The sequence below is a fragment of the Microbulbifer elongatus genome (assembly GCF_020524885.1).
Taxonomy (GTDB): domain Bacteria; phylum Pseudomonadota; class Gammaproteobacteria; order Pseudomonadales; family Cellvibrionaceae; genus Microbulbifer; species Microbulbifer elongatus_A.
In genome coordinates, this window is the sequence record NZ_JAIVKJ010000001.1 from 249,853 (window position 1) to 271,721 (window position 21,869).

The window sequence follows — 21,869 nt, forward strand, 5'->3', positions numbered from 1 at the left end:
AGGGCGCCACATCCGTATTTTCATGAGGGGGAGCAATGCTCAAAAAATGTCTTTTCCCGGTGGCCGGGTATGGAACCCGCTTTCTGCCGGCAACCAAGGCCATGCCTAAAGAGATGCTGCCGCTGGTGAATAAGCCTCTGGTTCAGTACGGAGTGGAAGAGGCGATTGAAGCAGGGCTCACCGAGATCGGTTTTGTGACCGGTCGTGGCAAACGCGCCATTGAGGACCACTTCGATACCAATTTTGAACTGGAGCACCAGATTGCCGGCACCGGCAAAGAGCGTTATCTCGAGAGCGTGCGCAAGGTGATCGACACAGCCAGTTTCTCCTATACCCGTCAGGGAGAGATGCGCGGCCTCGGCGATGCCATATTGCAGGGGCAGCGGCTGATCGGTGACGAAGCCTTTGCCGTGGTGCTGGCCGATGACCTGTGCCTGAACGAAGAAGTGGGCGTACTGGGGCAGATGGTGCAGCTGTACAAGCAATTCCGCTGCAGCATCGTCGCGGTTGAGGAAGTGCCGAAAGAGCAGATTCACAAGTTTGGGGTCATCGCCGGCAATGAGATCAAACCGGATCTGTTCCAGGTCACCGATATGGTGGAAAAGCCCAAAGCTGAAGATGCACCGAGCAATATGGCGATTATCGGTCGCTATATTCTCACCCCCGACATTTTCGACCTGATCCGCGAAACCCCGCCGGGTAAAAATGGCGAGGTGCAGATTACCGATGCCCTGTTGACCCAGGCCAAGCGCGGCTGCGTGCTGGCTTACCGTTTTAAGGGTCGTCGTTTCGACTGCGGTTCTGTCGATGGCTTTATCGAAGCGACCAATCACGTATACAAGAATATCTATTTACCTGGGGAGAAAGGTTGAGATGTCTGAATTAACCTGTTTTAAAGCCTACGATTTACGCGGCCGAGTGCCCGACGAGCTGAACACCGATGTGGCCTACCGCGTGGGCCGTGCCTTTGCCCAGTTCCTGGATGCCCGCCGTGTGGTGGTGGGCCATGATATCCGCCTGACCAGCGCTGAGTTGACCGATGCTCTGGCTAATGGCTTGCGCGATGCCGGTGCCGATGTGTTCCACATTGGCGAGTGCGGTACTGAAGAGATTTACTTCTCCACTTTCCACGGGGACTTTGACGGTGGCATCTGTGTTACTGCCAGCCACAACCCCATGGACTACAACGGCATGAAGTTCGTGCGCTCAGGCAGCCGCCCGATCAGTGGTGATACCGGCCTGCTGGATATCAAAAAACTTGCGGAAGAAAATAACTTCGCCGCAGCAGGCAAGCGCGGAGATCTGCATACCTTTGCTCACCGTGATGATTTTGTGAAACACCTGCTGGGTTATGTGGACGTTTCCGGATTGAAGCCACTGAAATTGGTGGTCAATGCAGGTAACGGTGGTGCCGGGTCTGTGGTCGATGCGCTGGCGCCCAGCCTGCCATTTGAGTTTGTGCGTGTTCACCACGAACCCGATGGTAATTTCCCTAACGGTATCCCCAACCCGATCCTGCCGGAAAACCGCGAGTCTACCGCGGCGGCAGTACGCGAAAGCGGTGCGGATTTTGGTATTGCCTGGGACGGTGATTTCGACCGCTGTTTCTTCTTTGACGAGAACGGCGAATTTATCGAGGGCTACTACGTGGTAGGACTGCTGGCGGAAGCCTTTCTTGCCAAGCACCCCGGTGCCAAAGTGGTGCACGACCCGCGTCTGACCTGGAACACCGAAGATATCGTCAAGGCCTCTGGCGGTACGCCGGTGCAAAGCAAAACCGGCCATGCGTTTATCAAGGAGCGCATGCGCAAAGAAGATGCCATTTACGGTGGCGAGATGAGTGCGCACCACTATTTCCGCGACTTCGCCTACTGTGACAGCGGTATGATTCCCTGGTTGCTGGTAGCAGAGCTGGTGAGCCTCAGCGGCAAGTCACTTTCGCAGCTGGTGGGTGAGCGTATGGCCGCCTTCCCCTGCAGTGGCGAGATCAACTCCAAGGTCGAGGACCCCAAGGCGCTGTTGCAGGCGGCGGAAGAGAAGTATGCGGCCGGTGCCAACAGTGTCGAGCATGTGGACGGGCTCAGTATCGCGTTTGATGACTGGCGTTTTAACCTGCGTATGTCGAACACCGAGCCGGTGGTGCGACTGAATGTCGAATCCCGTGGGGATAAGGCTTTGATGCAGGCGAAAACCGACGAACTGCTCGGCTTGATCCGCGGATAAGTTTTTTGATTGCCGGGAGTGCGCAACGCGCTCCCGGTTCTCATATTTCGCTGCTATTTCACTTAATCTTTACTTCTATTTCATTGCGGTCCGAGCTTCAGTTCTCGGCCAGCCTGCGGCGGAATTCGTCGTGGTATTCCTGCTGAATTTTCTTTAGCTCTTCCAATTGCTCCGCATTGAGTATCCTGACCATTTCTGTTCGCGTCGCCGCGCGCACGGAGATGATCTTCGCATCGAGTTCTTCTTTTTGCTCACGTGTAAGCTTGGGCATTTTGCCGCGGGCGAAGCCGTAGTCCTTGAGAATCAAAAGCTGCAGTTCGAAGTTTTTTTCCATCAGTGGCAGCGCCTTCTCCTCCTGCTCCGGGGTAAGTTTCAGGCGCAAGGTCACCCAGTCGGCAATGTCGTCGTACTTTTCCCAGAAGTCATCTCCGAGGCCGGATGTATCCACAGCCTTGCCGGTAGAGACAAGGGTAAACAGCAGCAGCGCACAGATGGCGGCGGAGAGGGAAGTCCAGAACGGGTCGCGGGAATTCGGGGGCATGGTTGGCGCTCCAATCTACACGTTGTTAAAAGCCTAGTAGAGGATTTCGGCGCCGCAAGACATACCCGCGAGTCACTGGTCTGTTATGTTGGAGGGGCGCAGACTGTAAGGTCGTAACGGTATTGCCCCGGGCGCAAACCGGGGTAGAATCCGCGGCTTTCGCAAGCCCGGTCGCAGAACAGGAGAGTCAGGGGAGATGTCAGTAAATATCGCAATCACAGGATTTGGCGGTCGTATGGGCCGGGTGCTGGCAGAGGCCGTGACGTTTGCGGAGCAGGAAGGGCGGGCAAAGCTCAGCGGCGCCATAGTGCGGCCGGGCTCCAGTCTGGTTGGCGCCGATGCCGGTGAGGTTGCCGGGCTTGGGCGCAACGGGCTGGCCATTGTGGATAGCCTGGGGCAGGCGGAATTCGATGTGCTGATCGATTTCACTTCGCCCGAGGCAACCCTCGACAACGCGGCCTACTGTGCGGAGCACGGCAAGGCCATAGTGATCGGAACGACTGGCTTCACGCCGGGTCAGAAGGCACAGATGTTGAGCGCTGGTGATAGCACGCCGCTGTGTTTCGCCACCAATTTTTCCACCGGGGTGAATCTGTGCTTTAACTTACTGGAAACCGCGGCGCGGGTGCTGGGTGATGACGTGGATATCGAGATTGTCGAGGCTCACCATCGCCATAAGGTAGACGCGCCTTCCGGTACCGCGCTCAGCATGGGCGAGGTGATCGCCGACACGCTCGGGCGCGACCTTTCCAGGGTGGCCGTTTATGGCCGTGAAGGGCAGACCGGCGCCCGCGAGCGCGACACCATCGGATTTGCCACCGTGCGCGGTGGCGACGTAGTGGGGGAGCACACGGTCTCCTTCCTCGCCGATGGCGAGCGAATTGAAATTACCCACAAGGCCAGCAGCAGGCTGGCGTTTGCCCGCGGTGCAGTACGCGCCGCGATCTGGTTAACTGGTCGCGCAGCGGGACAATACGATATGCGCGACGTTCTGGCGCTCAAATAACGCGAGCCAAAACTATTTAGGAGCATTTGCTTGGAGAAGAAAATCATTGTCGGCAGTGAGGAGTGGTGTGCATTCCCGGGGCTGGGTATTCCCGCTATCAAGGCGCGGGTGGACTCCGGGGCCAAGACCTCCTGTTTGCATGCGTACAACATCCAGCAATTCAATCGCGGTGGTGAGCCGTGGGTGAGTTTTGAGGCGCACCCATTGCAGAACCTGCGCCGGCCTCGCGTGCGCTGTGAAGCGCGGGTGTTGGACAAGCGTACGGTACGCAGCTCCTCCGGTGACTCGGAAAAGCGCCTGGTCATCAAAACCAGCATCAGTATCGGTGGCAGCGTGTGGGATATCGAGCTCACCCTGACCAACCGCGACTCCATGGGCTATCGCATGCTGCTCGGCCGTGAGGCGATGATGGGGCGCATGCTGGTGGATCCGTCCGAGAGCTTTTGTCTGGGTGAGATGCCCCCAAGTCAGCTGGAGGAGTACTACCACGACGAGCACCATATCGCGGGTACCGGCCTGCGCATTGGCGTGCTTGCGTCCAACCCGGATCTATACAGCAACCAGCGGATTATGGAAGCCGGTGCCGAGCGCGGTCACCGCATGACCTTCCTGAATATTCGCCAGTGCTATATGAAGCTGGATTCTGCCGAGCCGGAAGTGCACTACCGCGATGGTCGTGTCCTGAACAATCTGGACGCCATCATCCCGCGTATTCGACCGAGCATGACTTTCTATGGCTGCGCCCTGACTCGCCACTTCGAGAGCATGGGGGTGTATGCGTTGAATGGTGCCTCGGCCATCAGCCAGTCCCGTGACAAGCTCTACTCTCTGCAGCTGTTGCAGGAGGATGGCTTGAATATTCCGATTTCCGGCTTCGCCAACTCGCCCATGGATACCAATGAGCTGATCGAAATGGTGGGCGGTGCCCCACTGATCGTGAAGCTGTTGGAGGGTACGCAGGGCCGCGGTGTGGTACTGGCTGAAACGCGCAAGGCTGCGGAATCGGTGATCAATGCCTTCAAGTCATTGAAGGTTAACCTGCTGGTGCAGGAGTTTATCCGCGAGGCCCAGGGCAAGGACCTGCGTCTGTTTGTGGTAGACGGCAAGGTGTTTGCCGCCATCCAGCGGGAAGCTGCACCTGGAGAGTTTCGCGCCAACATCCACCAAGGTGGTACCGCATCGGTGGTGAAAGTCCTGCCGGAAGAGCGCAAGCTGGCGATCAAGGCGGCGAAAACCCTGGGTCTGAAAGTGGCGGGCGTGGATATCATCCGCTCCAAGAAGGGGCCGCTGCTGCTGGAAGTGAACTCCTCGCCCGGCCTGGAGGGCATTGAGAGCGCCACTCGCAAGGACGTTGCCGGCTCCATGATCCTGGCGATCGAGAAGGCGCTTAAATGGCGCCCGGCTATCGTCGGTAGTGAGCCCTCGACCACGGATTAAGGCCTGCGGCGCATCGGGATATTTTCTGGCGCGCCGCTGCCGCTGTCCGTTGGTGGCTGGCGGGGGGCGGGACTAACCTTGTGGTTACTAACCTTATGTTGGTCCCGCTGCGTTTGAACGAGTGTTCATGGTTCGCAGGTGGTTTCTCTGTGCCGGTGACCCCTGAAGATGTTGAAGTCAGAATTTTCCTCTCACTATCCCCAGAGCCAGTCTGGCGGGGGATGCGGCGTACGATTGGTGACGCGCCTCGCTGGCAGTCTGCTCCTGCCCTTCCTTATCCTGTTTATCGCATCTGGAGTGCCGGCGCGCGCGGCGGCCAGTGAGCACTTGTCGGATACTGACCTGGGGCGAAAGGTCATGGTGGACTATATCGTCCATTTCGCGCACCACCTGCAGTGGCCGATCGAGGTGTTCAATGGCACTGGCGCCCCTTTCCGGATTTGCGTGATGGGCGGCGATGAACTGGTGGCTCCGCTGACTGCCCGGTTACATCGGCACCGGATACAGGGGCGTATGGTTGAGCTGGAACGGGTGAACGACGGAGAGATGATACGCGCGCGGTCCTGTCAGATTATGGTGATGGGCGATATGGGCGCCGAGCAGTTGGCCGAGGCGGTGGGCGCGCTAGAGTTTTTCCCGGTGTTAACGGTGAGTGATGTGCGCCGTTTTGCGGTCCTGGGTGGCATGGTCGAGTTTGCCGGTAGCGGTGCCAACCTGGCATTACAGCTGAATAAAACCCGCCTGGACCGCGCGGAACTGAAGATGGGGAACAGCCTTTTCCGCTTGAGCCGTCAGGTGAATTAGCCCTGGAGGCGTTCTCCGCCTGGGCTCGTCTGCTCCCTGGATCGTTATCGAGGAGATGGCGTAAATTTGTACTGGCGATCGACCCCGGTTTCCCGTAGAATCTGCGCCCGGCTTGGAAAGGTCCCACTGTAGTCGCCCGCGCCTCCTGCGATGTTATTTCATCAGGAAAAGCCCGCAGGGCCCGTGGCTTCCAAGTCATAAAACAAGTGCCGGAAAGGGTGGATATCCCGCCCCCCAGCCCCTAAATCGGCTGCCGGCCACACAGTGAGAGCCCTGGTGACAGCCTCAGTGAGCCGACCGTGAATAACCTTATAAAAAAGCGAGATGAAGCAGTAGTTTCATCTCGCTTTTTTATAAAAGGCTCCCGGTAAAACGTTGCACCTGAAACTGCACCGGTTGCGCTGACAAGGCGCGCCCTCTCACCCCGCCCGGAAGCTGTTCTGACGACTGGAGATTGAATTGAACAACGCCGTTCCCACGCCGGAATCCCTGATGCCCAGCACCACACCGGCACTGCTGGTGCTCGCCGATGGCAGTGTCTTTCGCGGTCGCGCTATTGGCGCGGAAGGCTCAACCGTTGGTGAGGTGGTTTTCAACACCTCCATGACCGGTTATCAGGAAATCCTGACCGACCCATCTTACGCCCGCCAGATCGTTACCCTGACTTACCCCCATATCGGCAATACCGGTACTAACTCTGAAGATGAAGAGTGTGCCGAGATCTGGTCTGCCGGCCTGGTAATCCGTGATCTGCCGCTGCTGGCATCCAGTTTCCGCAACGAGCAGTCCCTCGAGGACTACCTTAAGGCGCGCAACATTGTTGGTATTGCCGACATTGATACCCGCCGCCTGACCCGCATTTTGCGCGACAAGGGCGCTCAGGGCGGCTGCATTATTGCTGGGGAAAACGTCAACGAAGCCGAAGCGCTGAAAAAGGCCAAGGAATTTGCCGGCCTGAAAGGCATGGATCTGGCCAAGGTGGTTTCCACCAAGGAAAAGTACGACTTCAACGAAGGCACCTGGGAGCTGGGCCAGGGACACAAGCCGGCGCCGGCGGCGCAGCCCTACAAAGTGGTTGCCTACGATTTCGGTGTAAAGCGCAACATCCTGCGCATGCTGGTGGATCGCGGCTGTAGCATCACTGTGGTACCGGCGGAGACACCTGCGTCTGAAGTGCTGGCGATGAATCCGGACGGTGTCTTCCTGTCCAACGGCCCCGGTGACCCCGAGCCCTGCGACTACGCCATCAAGGCGATCCAGGAAATCCTCGATACCGGTCTGCCCACTTACGGTATCTGCCTGGGGCACCAGCTGCTGGGCCTGGCGGTTGGCGCCAGGACCGCAAAAATGAAATTCGGCCACCACGGTGGTAACCACCCGGTACAGGACCTGAATTCCACCAAGGTGATGATCACCGCGCAGAACCACGGTTTTGCGGTGGATATGGACTCCCTGCCGGACAATGTGGAAGTTACCCACAAGTCCCTGTTCGACGGCACCCTCCAGGGCATCCGCCTGAAGGACAAGCCGGCATTTAGTTTCCAGGGCCACCCGGAAGCGAGCCCTGGCCCACACGATGTGGCGCCGCTGTTCGACCAGTTTATCGAGATGATGGAAGCGCGCCGGTAACCCGAAGCCTCCTCAAACGAAGACCAGAATTTTATCCACCGGCTGCGGCCGGCTAGATACGGAAGAAAGATGCCAAAACGCACAGACATTAAAAGCATTCTGATCATCGGCGCAGGCCCCATCGTCATCGGTCAGGCCTGTGAATTTGACTACTCCGGCGCGCAGGCCTGTAAGGCCCTGCGGGAAGAGGGGTTCCGGGTGATCCTGGTGAACTCCAACCCGGCCACCATCATGACCGACCCGGCCATGGCGGATGCCACTTATATCGAGCCGGTCGAGTGGAAAACCGTAGCCAAGATCATCGAGAAAGAGCGCCCGGACGCCATCCTGCCCACCATGGGCGGCCAGACCGCACTCAACTGTGCGCTGGCACTGGACAAGCACGGCGTGCTGGAGAAATTCGGCTGTGAGCTGATTGGTGCGGACAAGAACGCAATTGAGAAAGCGGAAGACCGCGATCTGTTCGACAAGGCGATGAAGGCCATCGGCCTGGAAACCCCGCGCGCCAAGATCGTTCACTCCATGGAGGAAGCGAAAAAGGTCCCGGAAGAGTTCGGCTTCCCGGTGATCATTCGTCCGTCCTTCACCATGGGTGGCTCCGGTGGCGGTGTGGCCTACAACTGGCCGGAGTTCGAAGAAATCTGCAAGCGCGGCCTCGACCTGTCGCCTACCAACGAGCTGCTGATCGACGAATCCCTGCTCGGCTGGAAAGAGTACGAGATGGAAGTTGTGCGTGACAAAAACGACAACTGCATCATCGTCTGTGCCATCGAAAACTTCGACCCGATGGGGGTACACACCGGTGACTCCATCACCGTGGCCCCGGCGCAAACCCTCACCGACAAGGAATACCAGCTGATGCGTAATGCATCCATCGCGGTATTGCGCGAGATCGGTGTGGAAACCGGTGGCTCCAACGTGCAGTTCGGTATGGATCCCAAGACCGGCCGCATGGTGGTGATCGAGATGAACCCGCGGGTGTCCCGCTCCTCCGCACTGGCCTCCAAGGCCACTGGCTTCCCGATTGCCAAGGTCGCGGCCAAGCTGGCGGTGGGCTACACCCTGGATGAACTGCAGAACGACATCACTGGTGGTGCTACCCCTGCGTCCTTCGAGCCGTCCATCGATTACGTGGTTACCAAAATTCCGCGCTTTACCTTCGAGAAGTTCGGTGAAGCCGACGCGCGCCTGACTACCCAGATGAAATCCGTGGGTGAAGTCATGGCCATCGGTCGTAATTTCCAAGAGTCCCTGCAGAAAGCCCTGCGCGGCCTGGAAGTGGGCTCTTTCGGTTTCGAGCCGAAACTGGACCCGGCGGAAGTGGGCTCTGTAGAGCGTCTGCGCCGCGAGCTGTCCGTGGCCGGCGCCGACCGTATTTGGTATGTGGGCGATGCTTTCCGGATGGGTATGAGTATCGACGAGGTCTACGAACTCTCCGGCATCGACCCCTGGTTCCTGGTTCAGATCAAGGAGCTGATGGATATCGAAGAGCCACTGAAGTCCATGCCTACCTCGGCATTGACCGCAGAGACCATGCGCTACCTCAAGCGCAAAGGCTTCTCCGACAAGCGCCTGGCGGACCTGCTGGGCGTGAGCCAGAAGACCGTGCGTGAATTCCGCCACAAAATGGGTGTCTTCCCCGCTTACAAGCGTGTGGATACCTGTGCGGCGGAATTTGCCACCAGCACCGCCTACATGTATTCGACCTACGATGAAGAGTGCGAGGCGGAGCCTACGGACAAGAAAAAGATCATGGTGCTCGGCGGTGGTCCCAACCGGATCGGCCAGGGTATCGAGTTCGATTATTGCTGCGTACATGCGGCGCTGGCGATGCGCGAAGACGGTTACGAGACCATCATGGTCAACTGTAACCCGGAGACCGTATCCACTGACTACGACACTTCTGATCGCCTCTACTTCGAGCCGGTCACTTTGGAAGATGTATTGGAAATCGTGCGCAAGGAAAAGCCGGTGGGCGTAATCGTCCAGTTTGGCGGCCAGACCCCGCTGAACCTGGCGCGTTTCCTCGCCGCCGAAGGTGTACCGATCATCGGTACTACCCCTGAGCAGATCGACCGTGCGGAAGATCGCGAGCGCTTCCAGCAGATGATCATGCGTCTGGGCCTCAAGCAGCCACAGAACGCCATCGTCCGCTCCGAGTACGAAGCCATTCAGAAGGCAAAGGAAGTGGGCTACCCGCTGGTGGTGCGCCCGTCCTATGTACTGGGTGGCCGCGCCATGGAGATTGTCTACAAGGAAGACGAACTCAAGACTTATATGAAGGAAGCGGTAGAGGTTTCCGACGAGGCACCTGTACTGCTGGACCACTTCCTGCACTCCGCCATCGAGGTAGATATCGATGCGGTGTCCGATGGCCAGGATGTGGTGATCGGCGCGATCATGCAGCACATCGAGCAGTGTGGTGTGCACTCCGGTGACTCCGCGTGCTCCCTGCCACCCTACAGCCTGCCCGCGGACGTGCAGGACAAGATGCGTGAGGAGGTCAAGGCGATGGCCCGCGAGCTGGGTGTTGTTGGCCTGATGAATACGCAGCTGGCGTACCAGGACGGCGAGATCTATGTGATCGAGGTGAACCCGCGCGCGTCCCGCACCGTGCCGTTTGTTTCCAAGTGCATCGGCACCTCACTGGCGAAAATTGCCGCGCGCTGTCAGGCTGGTATCAGCCTGAAAGATCAGGGTTTCACAACCGAGATTGTGCCGGATTACTACTCCGTCAAGGAGTCGGTATTCCCGTTCAACAAGTTCCCGAAGGTCGACCCGATCCTCGGCCCGGAAATGAAATCCACTGGCGAGGTGATGGGTGTAGGCGAGAGCTTTGCCGAAGCCTTCGACAAGGGGCTGATCGGCGCCGGCGACGCACTGCCGGAATCCGGCAAGGTGTTCATCTCCGTGCGCGATGTGGACAAGCCTGGTGTGGTAGACGTGGCGCGTGAACTGTCGAGCCTCGGTTTTGACCTGGTCGCGACACGCGGCACCGCCAAGGTCTTGCAAGAAGCGGATATTACCGTTACAACGGTAAACAAGATGAGCGAAGGTCGTCCGCATATCGTCGATATGATTAAAAACGACGAGATTGCACTGGTGGTCAACACCACCGAAGGGCGTCAGGCCATTCGCGACTCTGCGGATATTCGCCGCAGCGCAGAAAACCATCAGGTTTGCTACACCACTACCCTGGCGGCAGCTCGCGCTATGGCCATGGCCATGCAAATTGCCGAGCCGCACAAGGTGCGTAGCCTGCAGGAACTGCACCAGCGGGTAGTGCGTTTGCAGGGCTGACAGCGCGCTTATTCCGGCGGCCCTCCGGGGCCGCTACCCCGAAAGCTCCGCCGTCTGGTGGAGCTTTTTCGTTAGGGAAATACCGTAAATAACATCGCCTTTGAAGGTGAAAAATAGAAATTCTGGAGGTTCCCGTGAACCGAGTACCTATGACTGTAGAGGGTGCCGAAGCCCTGCGTACAGAACTTGAAGACCTGAAAAAAGTACAGCGCCCGGCAGTAGTTCAGGCCATTGCCGAGGCACGAGAGCACGGCGACCTGAAAGAAAATGCCGAATACCACGCCGCCCGTGAAAAGCAGGGTTTTATCGAAGGACGAATTCAGGATATCGAAGGCAAGCTGTCTCTCGCCCAGGTCATCGATGTAAAAGCCATCGAGCCTTCCGGCAAAGTAATTTTTGGCACCACAGTGACCATCATCCACATGGAAAACGACTCGGAAGTGACCTACAAAATCGTGGGTGACGATGAGGCGGATGTGAAACAGAAAAAGATCTCTGTGAATTCCCCCATTGCTCGTGCACTGATCGGCAAAGAAGAGGGCGATATTGTGGTGGTGAATACTCCCTCCGGTTCGGTAGAGTACGAGATTGATACCGTTGAGCATCTGTAAAAAGATCTTGATTGAGTAACGAAAAAGGGCGGCCATTGGCCGCCCTTTTTGTTTCTGGCAAGTAAACAACCTACTGTAAAACAGTTGCCTGGTTGCCAATCCCGATCTGGGTCACGATGGCTGTTTCGTTCAAACCACTCTGAACCACGTTCGCATTGTTCAGGCCGCCAATCTGGGTGACCACGGCTGTATGACCGCCAAAGCCAAGCTGTAACACATTGGCATTGTTCAGGAAGCCGTCCTGCGAAATGGATGCCGCATTAAACCATCCAGTCTGGGTAATGAGCGCGTCATTACCAAAACCACTCTGATTGATATCTGCGGTATTGAAAAAGCCGGTTTGTACAATGCCGGCATCGTTAGCCACGCCGGACTGGGTAATACTTGCCGTATGGCCAACACCGCCCTGAAGGATGCCCGCATCGTTTCCTATCCCGTCCTGGAATATATATGCCTGCGAGCCGGCACTGAAAAACTGGCCGATATAGGCGTTGTGCACCAGCCCGGTCTGCTCGATGACCGCAACATTGTCGGTGCCTGCCACCTGGTCAATTCGCGCATCGTTATTCAAGCCCTGTTGAACCACAATCGCGGTGCTGTTGGCTGAGCCCAGCTGAAAGGTGGATGCGGTATTCGCAAACCCTTGCTGCTGTACATTGCTTACATTGTTTGATCCTCCGGACTGCAATGCGTAAGCGTCATTGAATCCACCGTTCTGTGTCTGAAAGATTGCGCTGTCAGTTTCGGCAACCTGTGTGGCATATGCCTGGTTGAAAAAACCAGACTGTGTCTGCTGGATCAGGTTACCCACAGCGCCGGCGTCGGTCTGGTCAACACTTGCCGTATTTCCCACCCCGGTTTGGGTGAGAATTGCTGTATTTTGGTCGGCCAGAGCGAATCCGCTTATGGCGAATAGCACTGAGGCGCTGACATGAGCTAGGTACTTCACATGAACTCCTTCACTTCGAACTACGAAAGGAATTTTCTGTATTAGCTGGAGTGGTTTGTGGTGGAGAAGAGTTAAACAACGAGCGGCTGAATAAGCCGCTCGCCGTATTCACAGCCGCTGCGGGATTACTGCAGAATCAAGCCGTTGTTGCCAAAGCCAATTTGCAGGGAAGTAGCGGTGTCACCGAGGCCAACCTGACCAACCAGAACGTTGTTGAAACCACCCAGCTGAGTAGTAGAGGCCGTCAGGCCAATACCAACCTGACCGATGTAGCTGTCGTTCAGGAAGCCGAACTGTGCAGTGCTGCCTGAGTTACCCAGACCCAATTGAGATACGTCTGCTTCGTTCGCCAGGCCAACTTGCAGGATATCGGCCTCGTTGAACAGACCGATCTGACGGGTGTCTGCATCGTTACCAAGACCTACCTGGGTCATGCTGGAAGACTGCAGAATGCCAGACTGGAAAGAGTCTGCGTTGTTCGCGATACCCAGCTGATTGATGGTTGAAGAGTTCCCCAGGCTCAGCACCTGAACCGCAGACGCGGTGTTGGCAATACCAACCTGAGTGATGGATGCTGAACTCAGCAGGCTCACCGCTTGCAGAACGGAAGCGCCGTTAAAGAAGCCCACCTGGGTAATGGATGCAGAAGAGAGGCCGGAGGCCACCTGAGTGGTGGCAGCACCGTTCACCGCACCAACTTGCAGGATGGCGGCATTGTTAGCAATACCACCGGCTTGCAGGGAGAAGGCTCCGTTTGCTGCACCCAGCTGAGTCTGGGTAATCAGGCTGCCGGTTTCTCCAGCCTGCACGGCAGCAGCACCATTGAAAAAGCCTCCTTGGAACTGGTTGATGGTGTTGTTGTTGGTGGTTGGGCCTTGCTGATTTGCGAGGGCGCCATTACCAACACCGACTTGAGTGAGGTTGGCGGTGTTGTTCGCGGCGAAGGCGGAACCGCTGGCGGCTAGAAGGATTGCAGCGGCAATGGGGGTAAACGTCTTCATGAGTTGCTCCTTTACTTCGGACGTTAAGTACAACCAGCCCCGGGGGTGCTGATTATCTATGGCACAGACAAATAAGCGCCATATTCTTTGGGTCTCAGTCGCGCGGCAGCGGGTATCGATCAATCCCACTGCACACTCTATGTTGTCACCCGGATTCCTCAGTTCTTCCGGAGCACTCCTTACCTGGCTACCACGTGCCCTATCTAATGGAGCGATCTGGCAGAAGCTTTGATGGTAGTGAAGTTGCCCCGAAACGACTCTCGTCGCGAGAGTTAAAAATGATCGGGTGGGTTAAATTTTGATCATCTTGCTATTGAGTTTTGTAGTTGGGACGGCGTGGCGCTATAGGAGGGAAGTGGTGAAAAACTAGGAAGAAAGTATATTTTTTGATCAATTTGTGGTCTGGAAAGTCTGGTTTCATAACCAATTGGGGGGAATTTGGCGGGCAAAACCTCTTTTTGGGCGACAGGTGCTCGGCCTCCCGGCACAGAATAAAAGCTGGCGAATGTGGAGAAGAAGGTGGCGGTGAGAGGGTGGCGCTGAAAGGAAACGAGCGGCACTAATGGGTAAGTGATACCGAGTTGCCGACGCCAAATTGACTAACGGTGGCACTGGAAGAAATACCCGCCTGTGAGATGGCGGTCGCATTGAAAGTACCAACCTGGCTCACCACAGACTGGTGATTGCCACCCAAGCCAAAAGTGCCAGTTTGGCTAACCACCACTTGGTTAAAGTTACCGTTTTGGCTGGTGCTGACCTGATTGTAATCATCTGCCTGTAACAGAGAGGCCTGATTGGCCAAACCATTTTGTAACAGATCTGCTTCTTGAAGCGCGCCGGATTGCTGTGTCGCGCCACGATTAAATGCACCTTCCTGGACGGTGGCAGAGAAGTGATCCACACCATTTTGTGACACCGTTGCGCTGTTGTCGTTACCTTGTTGCTCGGTGTAGCTCTTGGTATAGAAACCTGCGGTCTGCGTGGTAGTGGCAATGTTGGCAATACCTGACTGAATAATACGGATATCGTTAAAATTGCCGTTTAACTGCGAGCTACTCGATTCATTGCCAAAGCCGACCTGGTAGGTCTGGCTATGGTTATCGTAGGTCACCGACTGCAAACTGGTCGCGCTGTTCTCTACACCAATCTGCGTACTGCGTACGCTATTATCACCGCCGTACTGTTGCTGCACCTGCGCGCTATTGAATGCGCCGTTTTGCTGCTGGTGAATTTCACTGCCCGCTTCCTGCTTCTGGGTTCCCTCAGCGGTATTCTGTACTCCTTCCTGCTCCTGCTCGAAGGTGTTGTTTATCGTGTTGAAAAACTGCTGTTGAGACACCGCAAAATTATCCAGGCCTTCCTGGTACTGATACACCGTGTTTTGTTCTGCGGCGACCTGCTCGGGAATAACGATTGCCAAAAGGCACAGGGCGCAACCTATATGGCGTATGGCAGTTGCCGCTGACGTTTCAACCTGCTCAATATGTAGCATTACTAACCTCAATCGTACTGGTTGATAGTGGTCGTCATGGATACGCCGGTCTGTGTCACCGCTGTGCTTAGTCCATTGCCGCGCTGGTTGATCGTGACACTGTGGTACAGCCCGACTTGCTCAACGGATGCTGAATTGCGCACGCCATATTGGGTGATCCCCGCCTGGTGCGCGTACCCCACCTGTTCCAGCAGAATTATATTCTCGTAGCCCGCCTGGATCAGCGCGGCAATATTGCCTTCTCCGGACTGCGTGGTAACGATACTGTTACCGTCGCCGGCTTGGGCACTGATTAGCAGGTTTTTAAATCCAACCTGCTGCACGGAGAGAAAATTGACGGTACCGGACTGCTCAGCTGAAACATGGTTGAAGTTTCCCATCTGGTACACATTGGCAATGTTAGCCACCGAATAGCCGAAATTAGACAGCTCCAGTTCGCTGGCGCCGGACAGCTCAATGATGCCTCCATCAATCTCCTGAGCCATCGCGGAGGCAGTTACAACCATTGTGATCAGGGGCGCAATAGATAGAAATGCACATCCGATTCTGGTGGGCCTGGGAAGCATACTTGGTTTCTCTTGGCGTCAATTATGGGTATTTTGAATAATTCTGGCGTTATCTGATCCGCTGGGCCCTGCTACAGAATGGCCGTATTTTCATTCAGGTAATATTGCAGCACCGGGTTGCTGATTTCGTCGGGATTGTCCAGTGCCCAGGAATTGGCAACGATCCCCTGGCTTATCAGGTGGATAACGGCGGATTCCATTGCAGATAGCATGGCGAGCTGGGCGGGTTCGTTGGTGGTGGTACCGAGTTCAATTTCCAGCAGTCTTTTGAATTTCACATAGCGAAACACATCGGCGCTAATCGCTTTTGAATAAACCGTTTTAGACGTAAGTACCGAGTGCAAAACACGCCCGGAGCGAATGTCGACTGCCCGCAGGTTAACGGTGATCTGGTCAACGCGGTACTGCTCGTCAGCACCGATACCAAAGTAGCGCGCTCCCGCACCGCCAGTGCGGATGTTGGTGTCATAGGCAACAATACCGCCTTCAATAAGAATGTTTGCGGCGACCAATGACGGTAACATCGGGTTGTTTTCAGGCGCATTGGGCTTCGCCAATGCCGCGCGCACAATCTTCCGTTCGGTTAACAGGTTTTGTAGCCCCTCGCGCTCCAGTGGAATAAACCAACCGGATTCATTTAGGACATTCATCAGCATCGAGGCGGCACCCTGGGTGACGGCCGTGGAAAAGCTGCTCGAGGGGGCGGGCTTGTACTGCCCTGTCTGGTCGCGAAAGTTATATACCGCTGCCAGTATCTTGCCCTTTGGCTGGGGCAAATTCAGCAGGTCGCGGTACGTATTGTTTCGCGGTGTCAGCTTCGCGTCCTGCAGGCCTGGGCCAAACAGCGCGTCACCTGTCTCCTTGACCGCGGTACAGCCACTTATGGCAAGCATAAATGAAAGAGCGGCGACAAGTTTGGAACCTCTTGTAAACATCACGCTAGTCTCCAGTATTATTCGCGATTATTCGGGATTGCGGATCAGTCCAGGGTACCTCTATAGGGATCTGATAGCTTTGTTTCCTCTGTTCTATTGGTACATCTTGGTCACAGGTAATTGATCAGTTAGTTGGGTTGAGGCCGCTTACAATAATTTCACTTTTGTCACCTGTAGACCGGTCCGTAATCAAGACGGTCAATACACCATCGTTATCGACTATCTGGACAATAAAGTCGTCGGTGATTAGTTCGCCGCTGTTGCCATCGCCCACATCGGTAAGTAGCTGGTTCAATAACCTTGTTTCCAGGGAGTCAGTAAACCGGTCCAGAGCGCTGGGCTGCTCATAGAGATCTGCGGGATTGTTTGGATCCTCGTGATCATCCTGTGATTGCGCGTTCTGCAAAAGAAAACTGCCGTTTAAGGGATTGCCTCCAAAATTAGGGTTTGTAGGCTCGTAGATCAGCTGGGAGGCAAGCCCGCTGGAACTGGCGAACATCAGTATTGGTGTTACGGCCAGGGGGATTAGTCTATTTTTTTTCATCAGAACTCATCCTTTCCTAAATCGAAGTGATCGGTAAACGCTGCGCGGACCTTTTCCTGGAGAACCATTTCGTGGATCATTTTGCTTGCATCCTCCGCGAGCTCGCGGATATTGTTGGTACTGGGACTGATAAAGCGCCGAAATACCGTTTTGTTGTTGTAGGTTATCCAGATCAGGTTGCCCCAGCGCGCTGAGGGTCGTTCCAGAATGGTCAGGTTGTAATCGCTGTCCGGATAATTCAGGTTGCGGTACTCACTCATGAAACGGGCGAAATCATGTCCGGTCCGGGTGATTGTTTGGTCTACATTGAACCCGCTGATTTCATCCTCAATACGTGCGCTGTTTTCTGCTGCTTGGGATTCCTCCAGCGTTCCGCTGTCATCCTGGGTATTACCGGCAGCGGGAGCGAGAAGAAATACAGTCAGAATCAGGGCGAGGGGTCTCATATCCGCTCAACTTGCAAATGCATTTTTGCCCAATTGCTGGCTTGCAGGCGGTTTTTTACACCGATCTTGCGAAAGATGTTGTACATGTGATTCTTCACTGTGTGCTCGCTAAGGTGTAATCGCGACGCGATAACACTGTTGGGCTCGCCGGTAGTGAGTTGTGCAAGAATTTCCTGCTCTCGCTTGGTCAGCAACAGGCGGGAGCGAGAATCTGCGTCACCGGGTATGCGCGAGTTCTGGATGCCTGAGGATAGCTTTCGGATCAGGTCCTGCTGGCTTGTGCGGCTGTCGCAAAGAAAGACAAACTTTCTCTCTTCCAGTGGTGCAGTGATGTGGTTCGGTAGCTCATTGGGCAGGTTGATCAGTAGAACGCGAGGATGCTCGATGCTCTTGAGGTGCTGTAGCTCCGTGCCCGGTGAGGACTGTGCTGATAGCGCGAAGCAGTTGACGATTATCGCGTCGTAGCTCTTGAGACAATGCTTCTGTCGTCCGAATTCTGACTTTTCCCAGCTGTATGGAAGTGACTCTGAAATAAGGGAGAACAGCAGATCTCCGTGCAGGCCCGAATCGCTCAAAAAGAGAATCGGCATAGATGACCCCATAATTTGCCAATGACGATCTCAGGATGAGACAGATGTTCCAAAACTGGCGGATTGAAGCCCCTGTAAATATCCCCCTAACCATCTCTTGTGTGAGAATGTTTTCCTTTCTTCTCATTTGGAGGAATTCATGCCAGCCCGATTAAGTGGAAAATCTCATTCCTTGAGAAATTTGTATGGAGTGTAGACGGGAATTGCGGTGCAACGGCTAATTAAGATGACAGTTGTTCCATAATATTTATTCTTAAAGATGCGTTTTTTAATAAATATTTGTGCGCGTTGCTCCGTTTTTATAATTTTTCGGAATCCGCATTGGGCAATCATGCATTTTCAGCGGATCTCCGAGCCCCAGGAGAAAGCGCGATTCGGTTTCCGCAGGGAATTTAAAAGGTGATGGTAGTTTCAAGTGAAAGGCCAGTGAGGCTTGTGTTGTCGCGATTAACCGCCATGCGCTTAACCACGGTGAAGAGTGTATTTGTACTTCTTTTTCTTGTGTTGTGTATGGTGCTTTCCGCCTGTGAACATCGTGAAGAAGTCGCGCTTGGTACCCTTGAGTGGGACCGTATTTCCCTACCGGCTCCGGTTGCGGAGAAGATAGTGAGTATCGGCGCGCGTGAAGGGCAGCGTGTTTCGCAGGGGCAGGTGCTGTTGCAGTTGGATCCGCGGGAAACCCGAGCAAGGCTCGGGGCAGCGGAAGCCGCAGTTGCTCGGCAGGCGGCCGCTCTGGAGGAGCTGACCGATGGCCCCAGGGTTGAGGAGATCGCCCGCGCCAGAGCGGAGCTTGACGCGACCAAGGCTGAAGCGCGGGATCGACAGGCAGACTTTCGGCGGCTGCAGGCACTGGGGGAAAAGAACTATGCGTCCCGTTCGGATATAGATGCAGCCCAGGCATCGGCAGAAAGCGCTCAGGCACAGGTAAGGGCAGCGATGGAGCAGCTTCTCGAGCTTGAGCGCGGCACACGCTTCGAGGAAATTGAACAGGGGCGTGCGGCACTGGAGGAGGCACGTGCGCAGGCGCGAGCTCAGCGCGTTTTACTGGATAAGTTGACGGTGCGTGCACCCCAGCCTGGCGTTGTCGACAGCATTCCGTTCAAATTGGGTGATGAAGCTCCACTCGGTGCTGCGCTCGTGGTCATGCTGACAGGGGAAACCCCCTACGCCCGCGTATACGTGCCGCAGCCTTTGCGTCTTCAGGTACAGGTGGGCGGGGGTGCTCAAGTTTTTCTGCAAGGCGGCGATATTACGGAAGGGCAGAAAGGGGGGAATGGACCTTTTTCGGGGCAGGTACGGATGGTGCGCAATGAGCCGAGCTTTACACCTTACTATGCGCTTACCGGGGATGATGTCACGCGGCTTAGCTACATCGCTGAAATTCAGCTGGAACATAATGCCGCGCATTTACCCGCCGGACTGCCGCTAAAGGCTACCTTCTCTGGAATGCCGAAGAGCTCCGCTTCCCCGCAGACCAATGCTGACACTGCTATCGATATCGATGACTCGCAGCGCGCGGATGGCTCGACAGAGAAGGCGGTTGGGGAGCGCGTCGACGATTATGGGCCCGACGATCGTGAAAAATGAGATTGCAATTCGCGCCCGCGGCCTGAGCAAACATTTTGGCAGCCTGAAGGCAGTAGATGATGTAGACCTCACCGTACACCGCAGTCAGGTATACGGGTTTCTCGGTCCCAATGGCTCGGGTAAATCCACCAGTATCCGCATGCTTTGCGGGCTGCTGACGCCGACAGCCGGCGAGATCGAAGTGCTGGGTTTGACGATTCCAGAGCAGGCGGAAGCGTTGCGTCAGCACATTGGCTATATGACACAGCAATTCTCCTTGTTCGCCGACCTCACCGTGCGTGAAAACCTGGAGTTCCTCGCTGCAGTACAGAATCTTCCATCAAAGAAGGCGCGGCTGCGTGTCGACGAGTTATTGGAGGAGTACCACTTTGAGGGCCGCGCGGGCCAGCTTGCCGGCACCATGAGTGGTGGCCAGAAACAGCGCCTGGCATTGGCGGGCGCAGTTATCCACAAGCCGGAGCTGCTGTTTCTCGATGAGCCCACCAGCGCGGTGGATCCTGAGTCCCGGCGGGATTTCTGGGAGAAACTGTTTGAACTCACCGAAGCGGGCACCACCATTCTGGTATCCACCCACTATATGGATGAAGCGGAGCGTTGCCACCGCCTCGCTATCCTTGATCGCGGCCGCCTTGTGGCCGATGGCAGCCCCGCAGAGCTTACCGGCACTCTCGATGGGCGCACCTTGCTGGTGGAGACCGAAATGCAATATCGCGCCAAGCAGCTGTTGGTAAAGGTGCCCGGCGTGATCAGTGCGGCGCAGATCGGCAACAGTTTGCGGGTATTGGTGGATAGCGATCGGGACTGCCAGCGGCATATTGAAGCCGCCCTGTCTGCGGGGGGAGTGGGTGCCGAGGTGAGGCCGATTACCCCCAGCCTGGAAGATGTATTTGTTGCGGTTACCCACCAGCAGTCGAACGCTGAGTCGCCACAGGAGGAGCCCGAGGCTTGAACGGACGCCGGCTGTTTGCAGTGCTGATCAAGGAGTTCCGACAGATGCGCCGGGATCGCGTGACCCTGGCGATGATCGTGGGCATTCCCATCATGCAATTGGTGCTGTTTGGTTACGCGATCAACCTAAATTTGCGCAATCTGCCAGCGGCCATCGCCGACCAGTCCAATACCAGTGCGTCCCGGCAGCAAGTGATGGATATGCTCGCTACTGGCGTCATTGAGCCTGTCGTTAGCGCGGAAACACCGGAGCAGTTGCTGGCGCTATTACGCCGCGGCGAGATCAGCGTAGGGGTTGCCATTCCCTACGATTACGAGCGCCGGTTGGCACTGGGGCAGGAAGCCATCCAGATCATGGTGGATGGCAGCGACACAGTGGTGCAGAGTGCCGCGGCACAGTTGGCTCAGGTGCCGATTGGTGAACCCCCGCCAGAAAATGACACGCGCCTGCCGGATCGACAGTCTTCGATACCACTGCCGCAGAGCCCGGTAAGTATTGTCAGCTTCTACAACCCCCAGCGGGTGTCGGCGATCAATATCGTACCGGGGCTGATCGGTATCATCCTCACCATGACCATGGTGATGTTTACCGCGGTGGCGATTGTGCGTGAGCGGGAGCGCGGCAATATGGAGCTGTTGATCGCCACGCCAGTTAGCAGTGCCGAGCTGATGATCGGCAAGATACTGCCCTATGGGCTGATTGGCCTGATCCAGACCAGTCTGATCCTGTTGTTGGGCAAGCTCGTATTTCAGGTGCCCATACGCGGTAGCCTGCTAGATGTGTACATTGCCGCGATCCTGCTGATTCTTGCAAATCTGGCGATGGGGCTGCTGATTTCCACCCGCGCCCAGTCCCAGTTCCAGGCCATGCAGATGACATTCTTTGTGTTCCTGCCGTCGATTCTGTTGTCAGGGTTTATGTTTCCGTTTGACGGTATGCCTCATGCGGCCCAGTGGCTGGCAGAGCTGCTGCCACTGACACACTTTATTCGCCTGGTGCGCGGGGTGATGCTGCGGGGGGCGGACATCCTCGAATTGTGGCCGGATGTGCTCGCGCTACTTGTATTCATCGTGCTGATGATGACCTTCGCCATACTGCGGTTCCGTAAGCGCCTTGATTAACCCGTATGGATTTGCCTGGCGCAAAAATAAACGCTGATCCAGCCTTAAGTGAACTTTCCCGCCTCAAACTGTCTTCATTTCACCGGTTCCCAGTATTCCGACGTAGAGGTTCTCACGGTAATTGTGACGATATAAAGG

Annotated in this window: 20 protein-coding genes and 1 pseudogene; 12 read left to right on the forward strand and 9 right to left on the reverse strand. The window is 56.0% G+C overall.

Features of this window, described 5'->3' with window-relative positions:
- The first annotated feature begins 35 nt into the window (after nucleotides 1-35).
- Together galU and LC059_RS01015 are read left to right on the forward strand one after the other, a co-directional pair.
- A complete protein-coding gene (gene galU / locus LC059_RS01010; RefSeq protein ID WP_226701974.1) occupies nucleotides 36-872 on the forward strand; it encodes a UTP--glucose-1-phosphate uridylyltransferase GalU in 837 nt (278 codons plus the stop codon).
- A gap of 1 nt (nucleotide 873) precedes the next feature.
- A complete protein-coding gene (locus LC059_RS01015) occupies nucleotides 874-2,223 on the forward strand; it encodes a phosphomannomutase (RefSeq protein WP_226701975.1) in 1,350 nt (449 codons plus the stop codon).
- Between the two features lie 97 nt (nucleotides 2,224-2,320).
- Here the strand turns inward: LC059_RS01015 and LC059_RS01020 are convergent, their stop codons facing one another.
- The gene (locus LC059_RS01020; RefSeq protein WP_226701976.1) at nucleotides 2,321-2,764 is read right to left on the reverse strand and encodes a hypothetical protein; all 444 of its coding nucleotides are present in this window, start codon (nucleotides 2,762-2,764) and stop codon (nucleotides 2,321-2,323) included.
- Between the two features lie 196 nt (nucleotides 2,765-2,960).
- Between LC059_RS01020 and dapB the strand changes: the two genes are divergently transcribed.
- From dapB to greA, 7 genes and pseudogenes are all read left to right on the forward strand, one after another.
- Nucleotides 2,961-3,770, forward strand: a complete 810-nt coding sequence (gene dapB, locus LC059_RS01025; protein WP_226701977.1) for a 4-hydroxy-tetrahydrodipicolinate reductase — start codon at nucleotides 2,961-2,963, stop codon at nucleotides 3,768-3,770.
- 30 nt (nucleotides 3,771-3,800) lie between these two features.
- Nucleotides 3,801-4,202, forward strand: a pseudogene (locus tag LC059_RS01030) (ATP-dependent zinc protease); the annotation flags it as partial.
- 84 nt (nucleotides 4,203-4,286) lie between these two features.
- The gene (gene rimK / locus LC059_RS01035) at nucleotides 4,287-5,207 is read left to right on the forward strand and encodes a 30S ribosomal protein S6--L-glutamate ligase (protein ID WP_226703159.1); all 921 of its coding nucleotides are present in this window, start codon (nucleotides 4,287-4,289) and stop codon (nucleotides 5,205-5,207) included.
- A gap of 168 nt (nucleotides 5,208-5,375) precedes the next feature.
- Complete coding sequence (locus LC059_RS01040; RefSeq protein ID WP_226701978.1) at nucleotides 5,376-6,011, forward strand: YfiR family protein; 636 nt, start codon at nucleotides 5,376-5,378, stop codon at nucleotides 6,009-6,011.
- A 492-nt stretch (nucleotides 6,012-6,503) separates the two neighbouring features.
- Nucleotides 6,504-7,640 (forward strand): glutamine-hydrolyzing carbamoyl-phosphate synthase small subunit, encoded by a 1,137-nt coding sequence (gene carA / locus LC059_RS01045; protein WP_226703160.1) that lies wholly within the window; start codon nucleotides 6,504-6,506, stop codon nucleotides 7,638-7,640.
- A gap of 69 nt (nucleotides 7,641-7,709) precedes the next feature.
- The gene (gene carB, locus LC059_RS01050) at nucleotides 7,710-10,940 is read left to right on the forward strand and encodes a carbamoyl-phosphate synthase large subunit (protein ID WP_226701979.1); all 3,231 of its coding nucleotides are present in this window, start codon (nucleotides 7,710-7,712) and stop codon (nucleotides 10,938-10,940) included.
- 134 nt (nucleotides 10,941-11,074) lie between these two features.
- Nucleotides 11,075-11,551 carry a transcription elongation factor GreA gene (gene greA / locus LC059_RS01055; protein WP_226701980.1) on the forward strand — a complete coding sequence of 159 codons (477 nt, stop codon included), beginning with the start codon at nucleotides 11,075-11,077 and terminating at the stop codon, nucleotides 11,549-11,551.
- Nucleotides 11,552-11,621: 70 nt separating this feature from the next.
- Here the strand turns inward: greA and LC059_RS01060 are convergent, their stop codons facing one another.
- The 8 genes from LC059_RS01060 to LC059_RS01095 form a co-directional block, all read right to left on the reverse strand.
- Nucleotides 11,622-12,500, reverse strand: a complete 879-nt coding sequence (locus tag LC059_RS01060; protein ID WP_226701981.1) for a hypothetical protein — start codon at nucleotides 12,498-12,500, stop codon at nucleotides 11,622-11,624.
- Between the two features lie 125 nt (nucleotides 12,501-12,625).
- Complete coding sequence (locus LC059_RS01065) at nucleotides 12,626-13,501, reverse strand: hypothetical protein (protein ID WP_226701982.1); 876 nt, start codon at nucleotides 13,499-13,501, stop codon at nucleotides 12,626-12,628.
- 559 nt (nucleotides 13,502-14,060) lie between these two features.
- The gene (locus LC059_RS01070) at nucleotides 14,061-14,993 is read right to left on the reverse strand and encodes a hypothetical protein (RefSeq protein ID WP_226701983.1); all 933 of its coding nucleotides are present in this window, start codon (nucleotides 14,991-14,993) and stop codon (nucleotides 14,061-14,063) included.
- Nucleotides 14,994-15,001: 8 nt separating this feature from the next.
- A complete protein-coding gene (locus LC059_RS01075; RefSeq protein WP_226701984.1) occupies nucleotides 15,002-15,478 on the reverse strand; it encodes a hypothetical protein in 477 nt (158 codons plus the stop codon).
- 152 nt (nucleotides 15,479-15,630) lie between these two features.
- Nucleotides 15,631-16,494, reverse strand: a complete 864-nt coding sequence (locus LC059_RS01080) for a CsgG/HfaB family protein (protein ID WP_226703161.1) — start codon at nucleotides 16,492-16,494, stop codon at nucleotides 15,631-15,633.
- A 124-nt stretch (nucleotides 16,495-16,618) separates the two neighbouring features.
- Nucleotides 16,619-17,038: a curli assembly protein CsgF gene (locus LC059_RS01085; protein WP_226701985.1), complete on the reverse strand. Its 420-nt coding sequence runs from the start codon at nucleotides 17,036-17,038 to the stop codon at nucleotides 16,619-16,621.
- The gene (locus LC059_RS01090; protein ID WP_226701986.1) at nucleotides 17,038-17,484 is read right to left on the reverse strand and encodes a curli production assembly/transport protein CsgE; all 447 of its coding nucleotides are present in this window, start codon (nucleotides 17,482-17,484) and stop codon (nucleotides 17,038-17,040) included. The genes LC059_RS01085 and LC059_RS01090 overlap by 1 nt, the downstream gene beginning before the upstream one ends.
- Nucleotides 17,481-18,074 (reverse strand): helix-turn-helix transcriptional regulator, encoded by a 594-nt coding sequence (locus tag LC059_RS01095; protein ID WP_226701987.1) that lies wholly within the window; start codon nucleotides 18,072-18,074, stop codon nucleotides 17,481-17,483. Before LC059_RS01095 ends, LC059_RS01090 begins: the two co-directional genes overlap by 4 nt.
- A gap of 438 nt (nucleotides 18,075-18,512) precedes the next feature.
- On the opposite strand from LC059_RS01095, the gene LC059_RS01100 reads away from it, so the two are divergent.
- The 3 genes from LC059_RS01100 to LC059_RS01110 are packed head-to-tail and all read left to right on the forward strand — an operon-like array spanning nucleotide 18,513 to nucleotide 21,731.
- Entirely contained in the window at nucleotides 18,513-19,661 is a 1,149-nt protein-coding gene (locus tag LC059_RS01100) for an HlyD family secretion protein (protein WP_226701988.1), read from the forward strand.
- Complete coding sequence (locus LC059_RS01105) at nucleotides 19,636-20,610, forward strand: ATP-binding cassette domain-containing protein (protein WP_226701989.1); 975 nt, start codon at nucleotides 19,636-19,638, stop codon at nucleotides 20,608-20,610. Before LC059_RS01100 ends, LC059_RS01105 begins: the two co-directional genes overlap by 26 nt.
- On the forward strand, nucleotides 20,607-21,731 hold the full coding sequence (locus LC059_RS01110) for an ABC transporter permease (protein ID WP_226701990.1): 1,125 nt from the start codon (nucleotides 20,607-20,609) through the stop codon (nucleotides 21,729-21,731). Before LC059_RS01105 ends, LC059_RS01110 begins: the two co-directional genes overlap by 4 nt.
- The last annotated feature ends 138 nt before the right edge of the window (nucleotides 21,732-21,869 follow it).

Coding starts and splice junctions, on each gene's coding strand:
- LC059_RS01075 (WP_226701984.1), bottom strand. CDS start 15,478: ATGGCTCAGGAGATTGATGGAGGCATCATTGAGCTGTCCGGCGCCAGC.
- LC059_RS01015 (WP_226701975.1), top strand. CDS start 874: ATGTCTGAATTAACCTGTTTTAAAGCCTACGATTTACGCGGCCGAGTG.
- LC059_RS01105 (WP_226701989.1), top strand. CDS start 19,636: ATGGGCCCGACGATCGTGAAAAATGAGATTGCAATTCGCGCCCGCGGC.
- carA (WP_226703160.1), top strand. CDS start 6,504: ATGCCCAGCACCACACCGGCACTGCTGGTGCTCGCCGATGGCAGTGTC.
- LC059_RS01085 (WP_226701985.1), bottom strand. CDS start 17,038: ATGAAAAAAAATAGACTAATCCCCCTGGCCGTAACACCAATACTGATG.
- dapB (WP_226701977.1), top strand. CDS start 2,961: ATGTCAGTAAATATCGCAATCACAGGATTTGGCGGTCGTATGGGCCGG.
- LC059_RS01065 (WP_226701982.1), bottom strand. CDS start 13,501: ATGAAGACGTTTACCCCCATTGCCGCTGCAATCCTTCTAGCCGCCAGC.
- LC059_RS01070 (WP_226701983.1), bottom strand. CDS start 14,993: ATGCTACATATTGAGCAGGTTGAAACGTCAGCGGCAACTGCCATACGC.
- LC059_RS01040 (WP_226701978.1), top strand. CDS start 5,376: ATGTTGAAGTCAGAATTTTCCTCTCACTATCCCCAGAGCCAGTCTGGC.
- LC059_RS01090 (WP_226701986.1), bottom strand. CDS start 17,484: ATGAGACCCCTCGCCCTGATTCTGACTGTATTTCTTCTCGCTCCCGCT.
- LC059_RS01080 (WP_226703161.1), bottom strand. CDS start 16,494: ATGTTTACAAGAGGTTCCAAACTTGTCGCCGCTCTTTCATTTATGCTT.
- LC059_RS01095 (WP_226701987.1), bottom strand. CDS start 18,074: ATGCCGATTCTCTTTTTGAGCGATTCGGGCCTGCACGGAGATCTGCTG.
- carB (WP_226701979.1), top strand. CDS start 7,710: ATGCCAAAACGCACAGACATTAAAAGCATTCTGATCATCGGCGCAGGC.
- LC059_RS01020 (WP_226701976.1), bottom strand. CDS start 2,764: ATGCCCCCGAATTCCCGCGACCCGTTCTGGACTTCCCTCTCCGCCGCC.
- galU (WP_226701974.1), top strand. CDS start 36: ATGCTCAAAAAATGTCTTTTCCCGGTGGCCGGGTATGGAACCCGCTTT.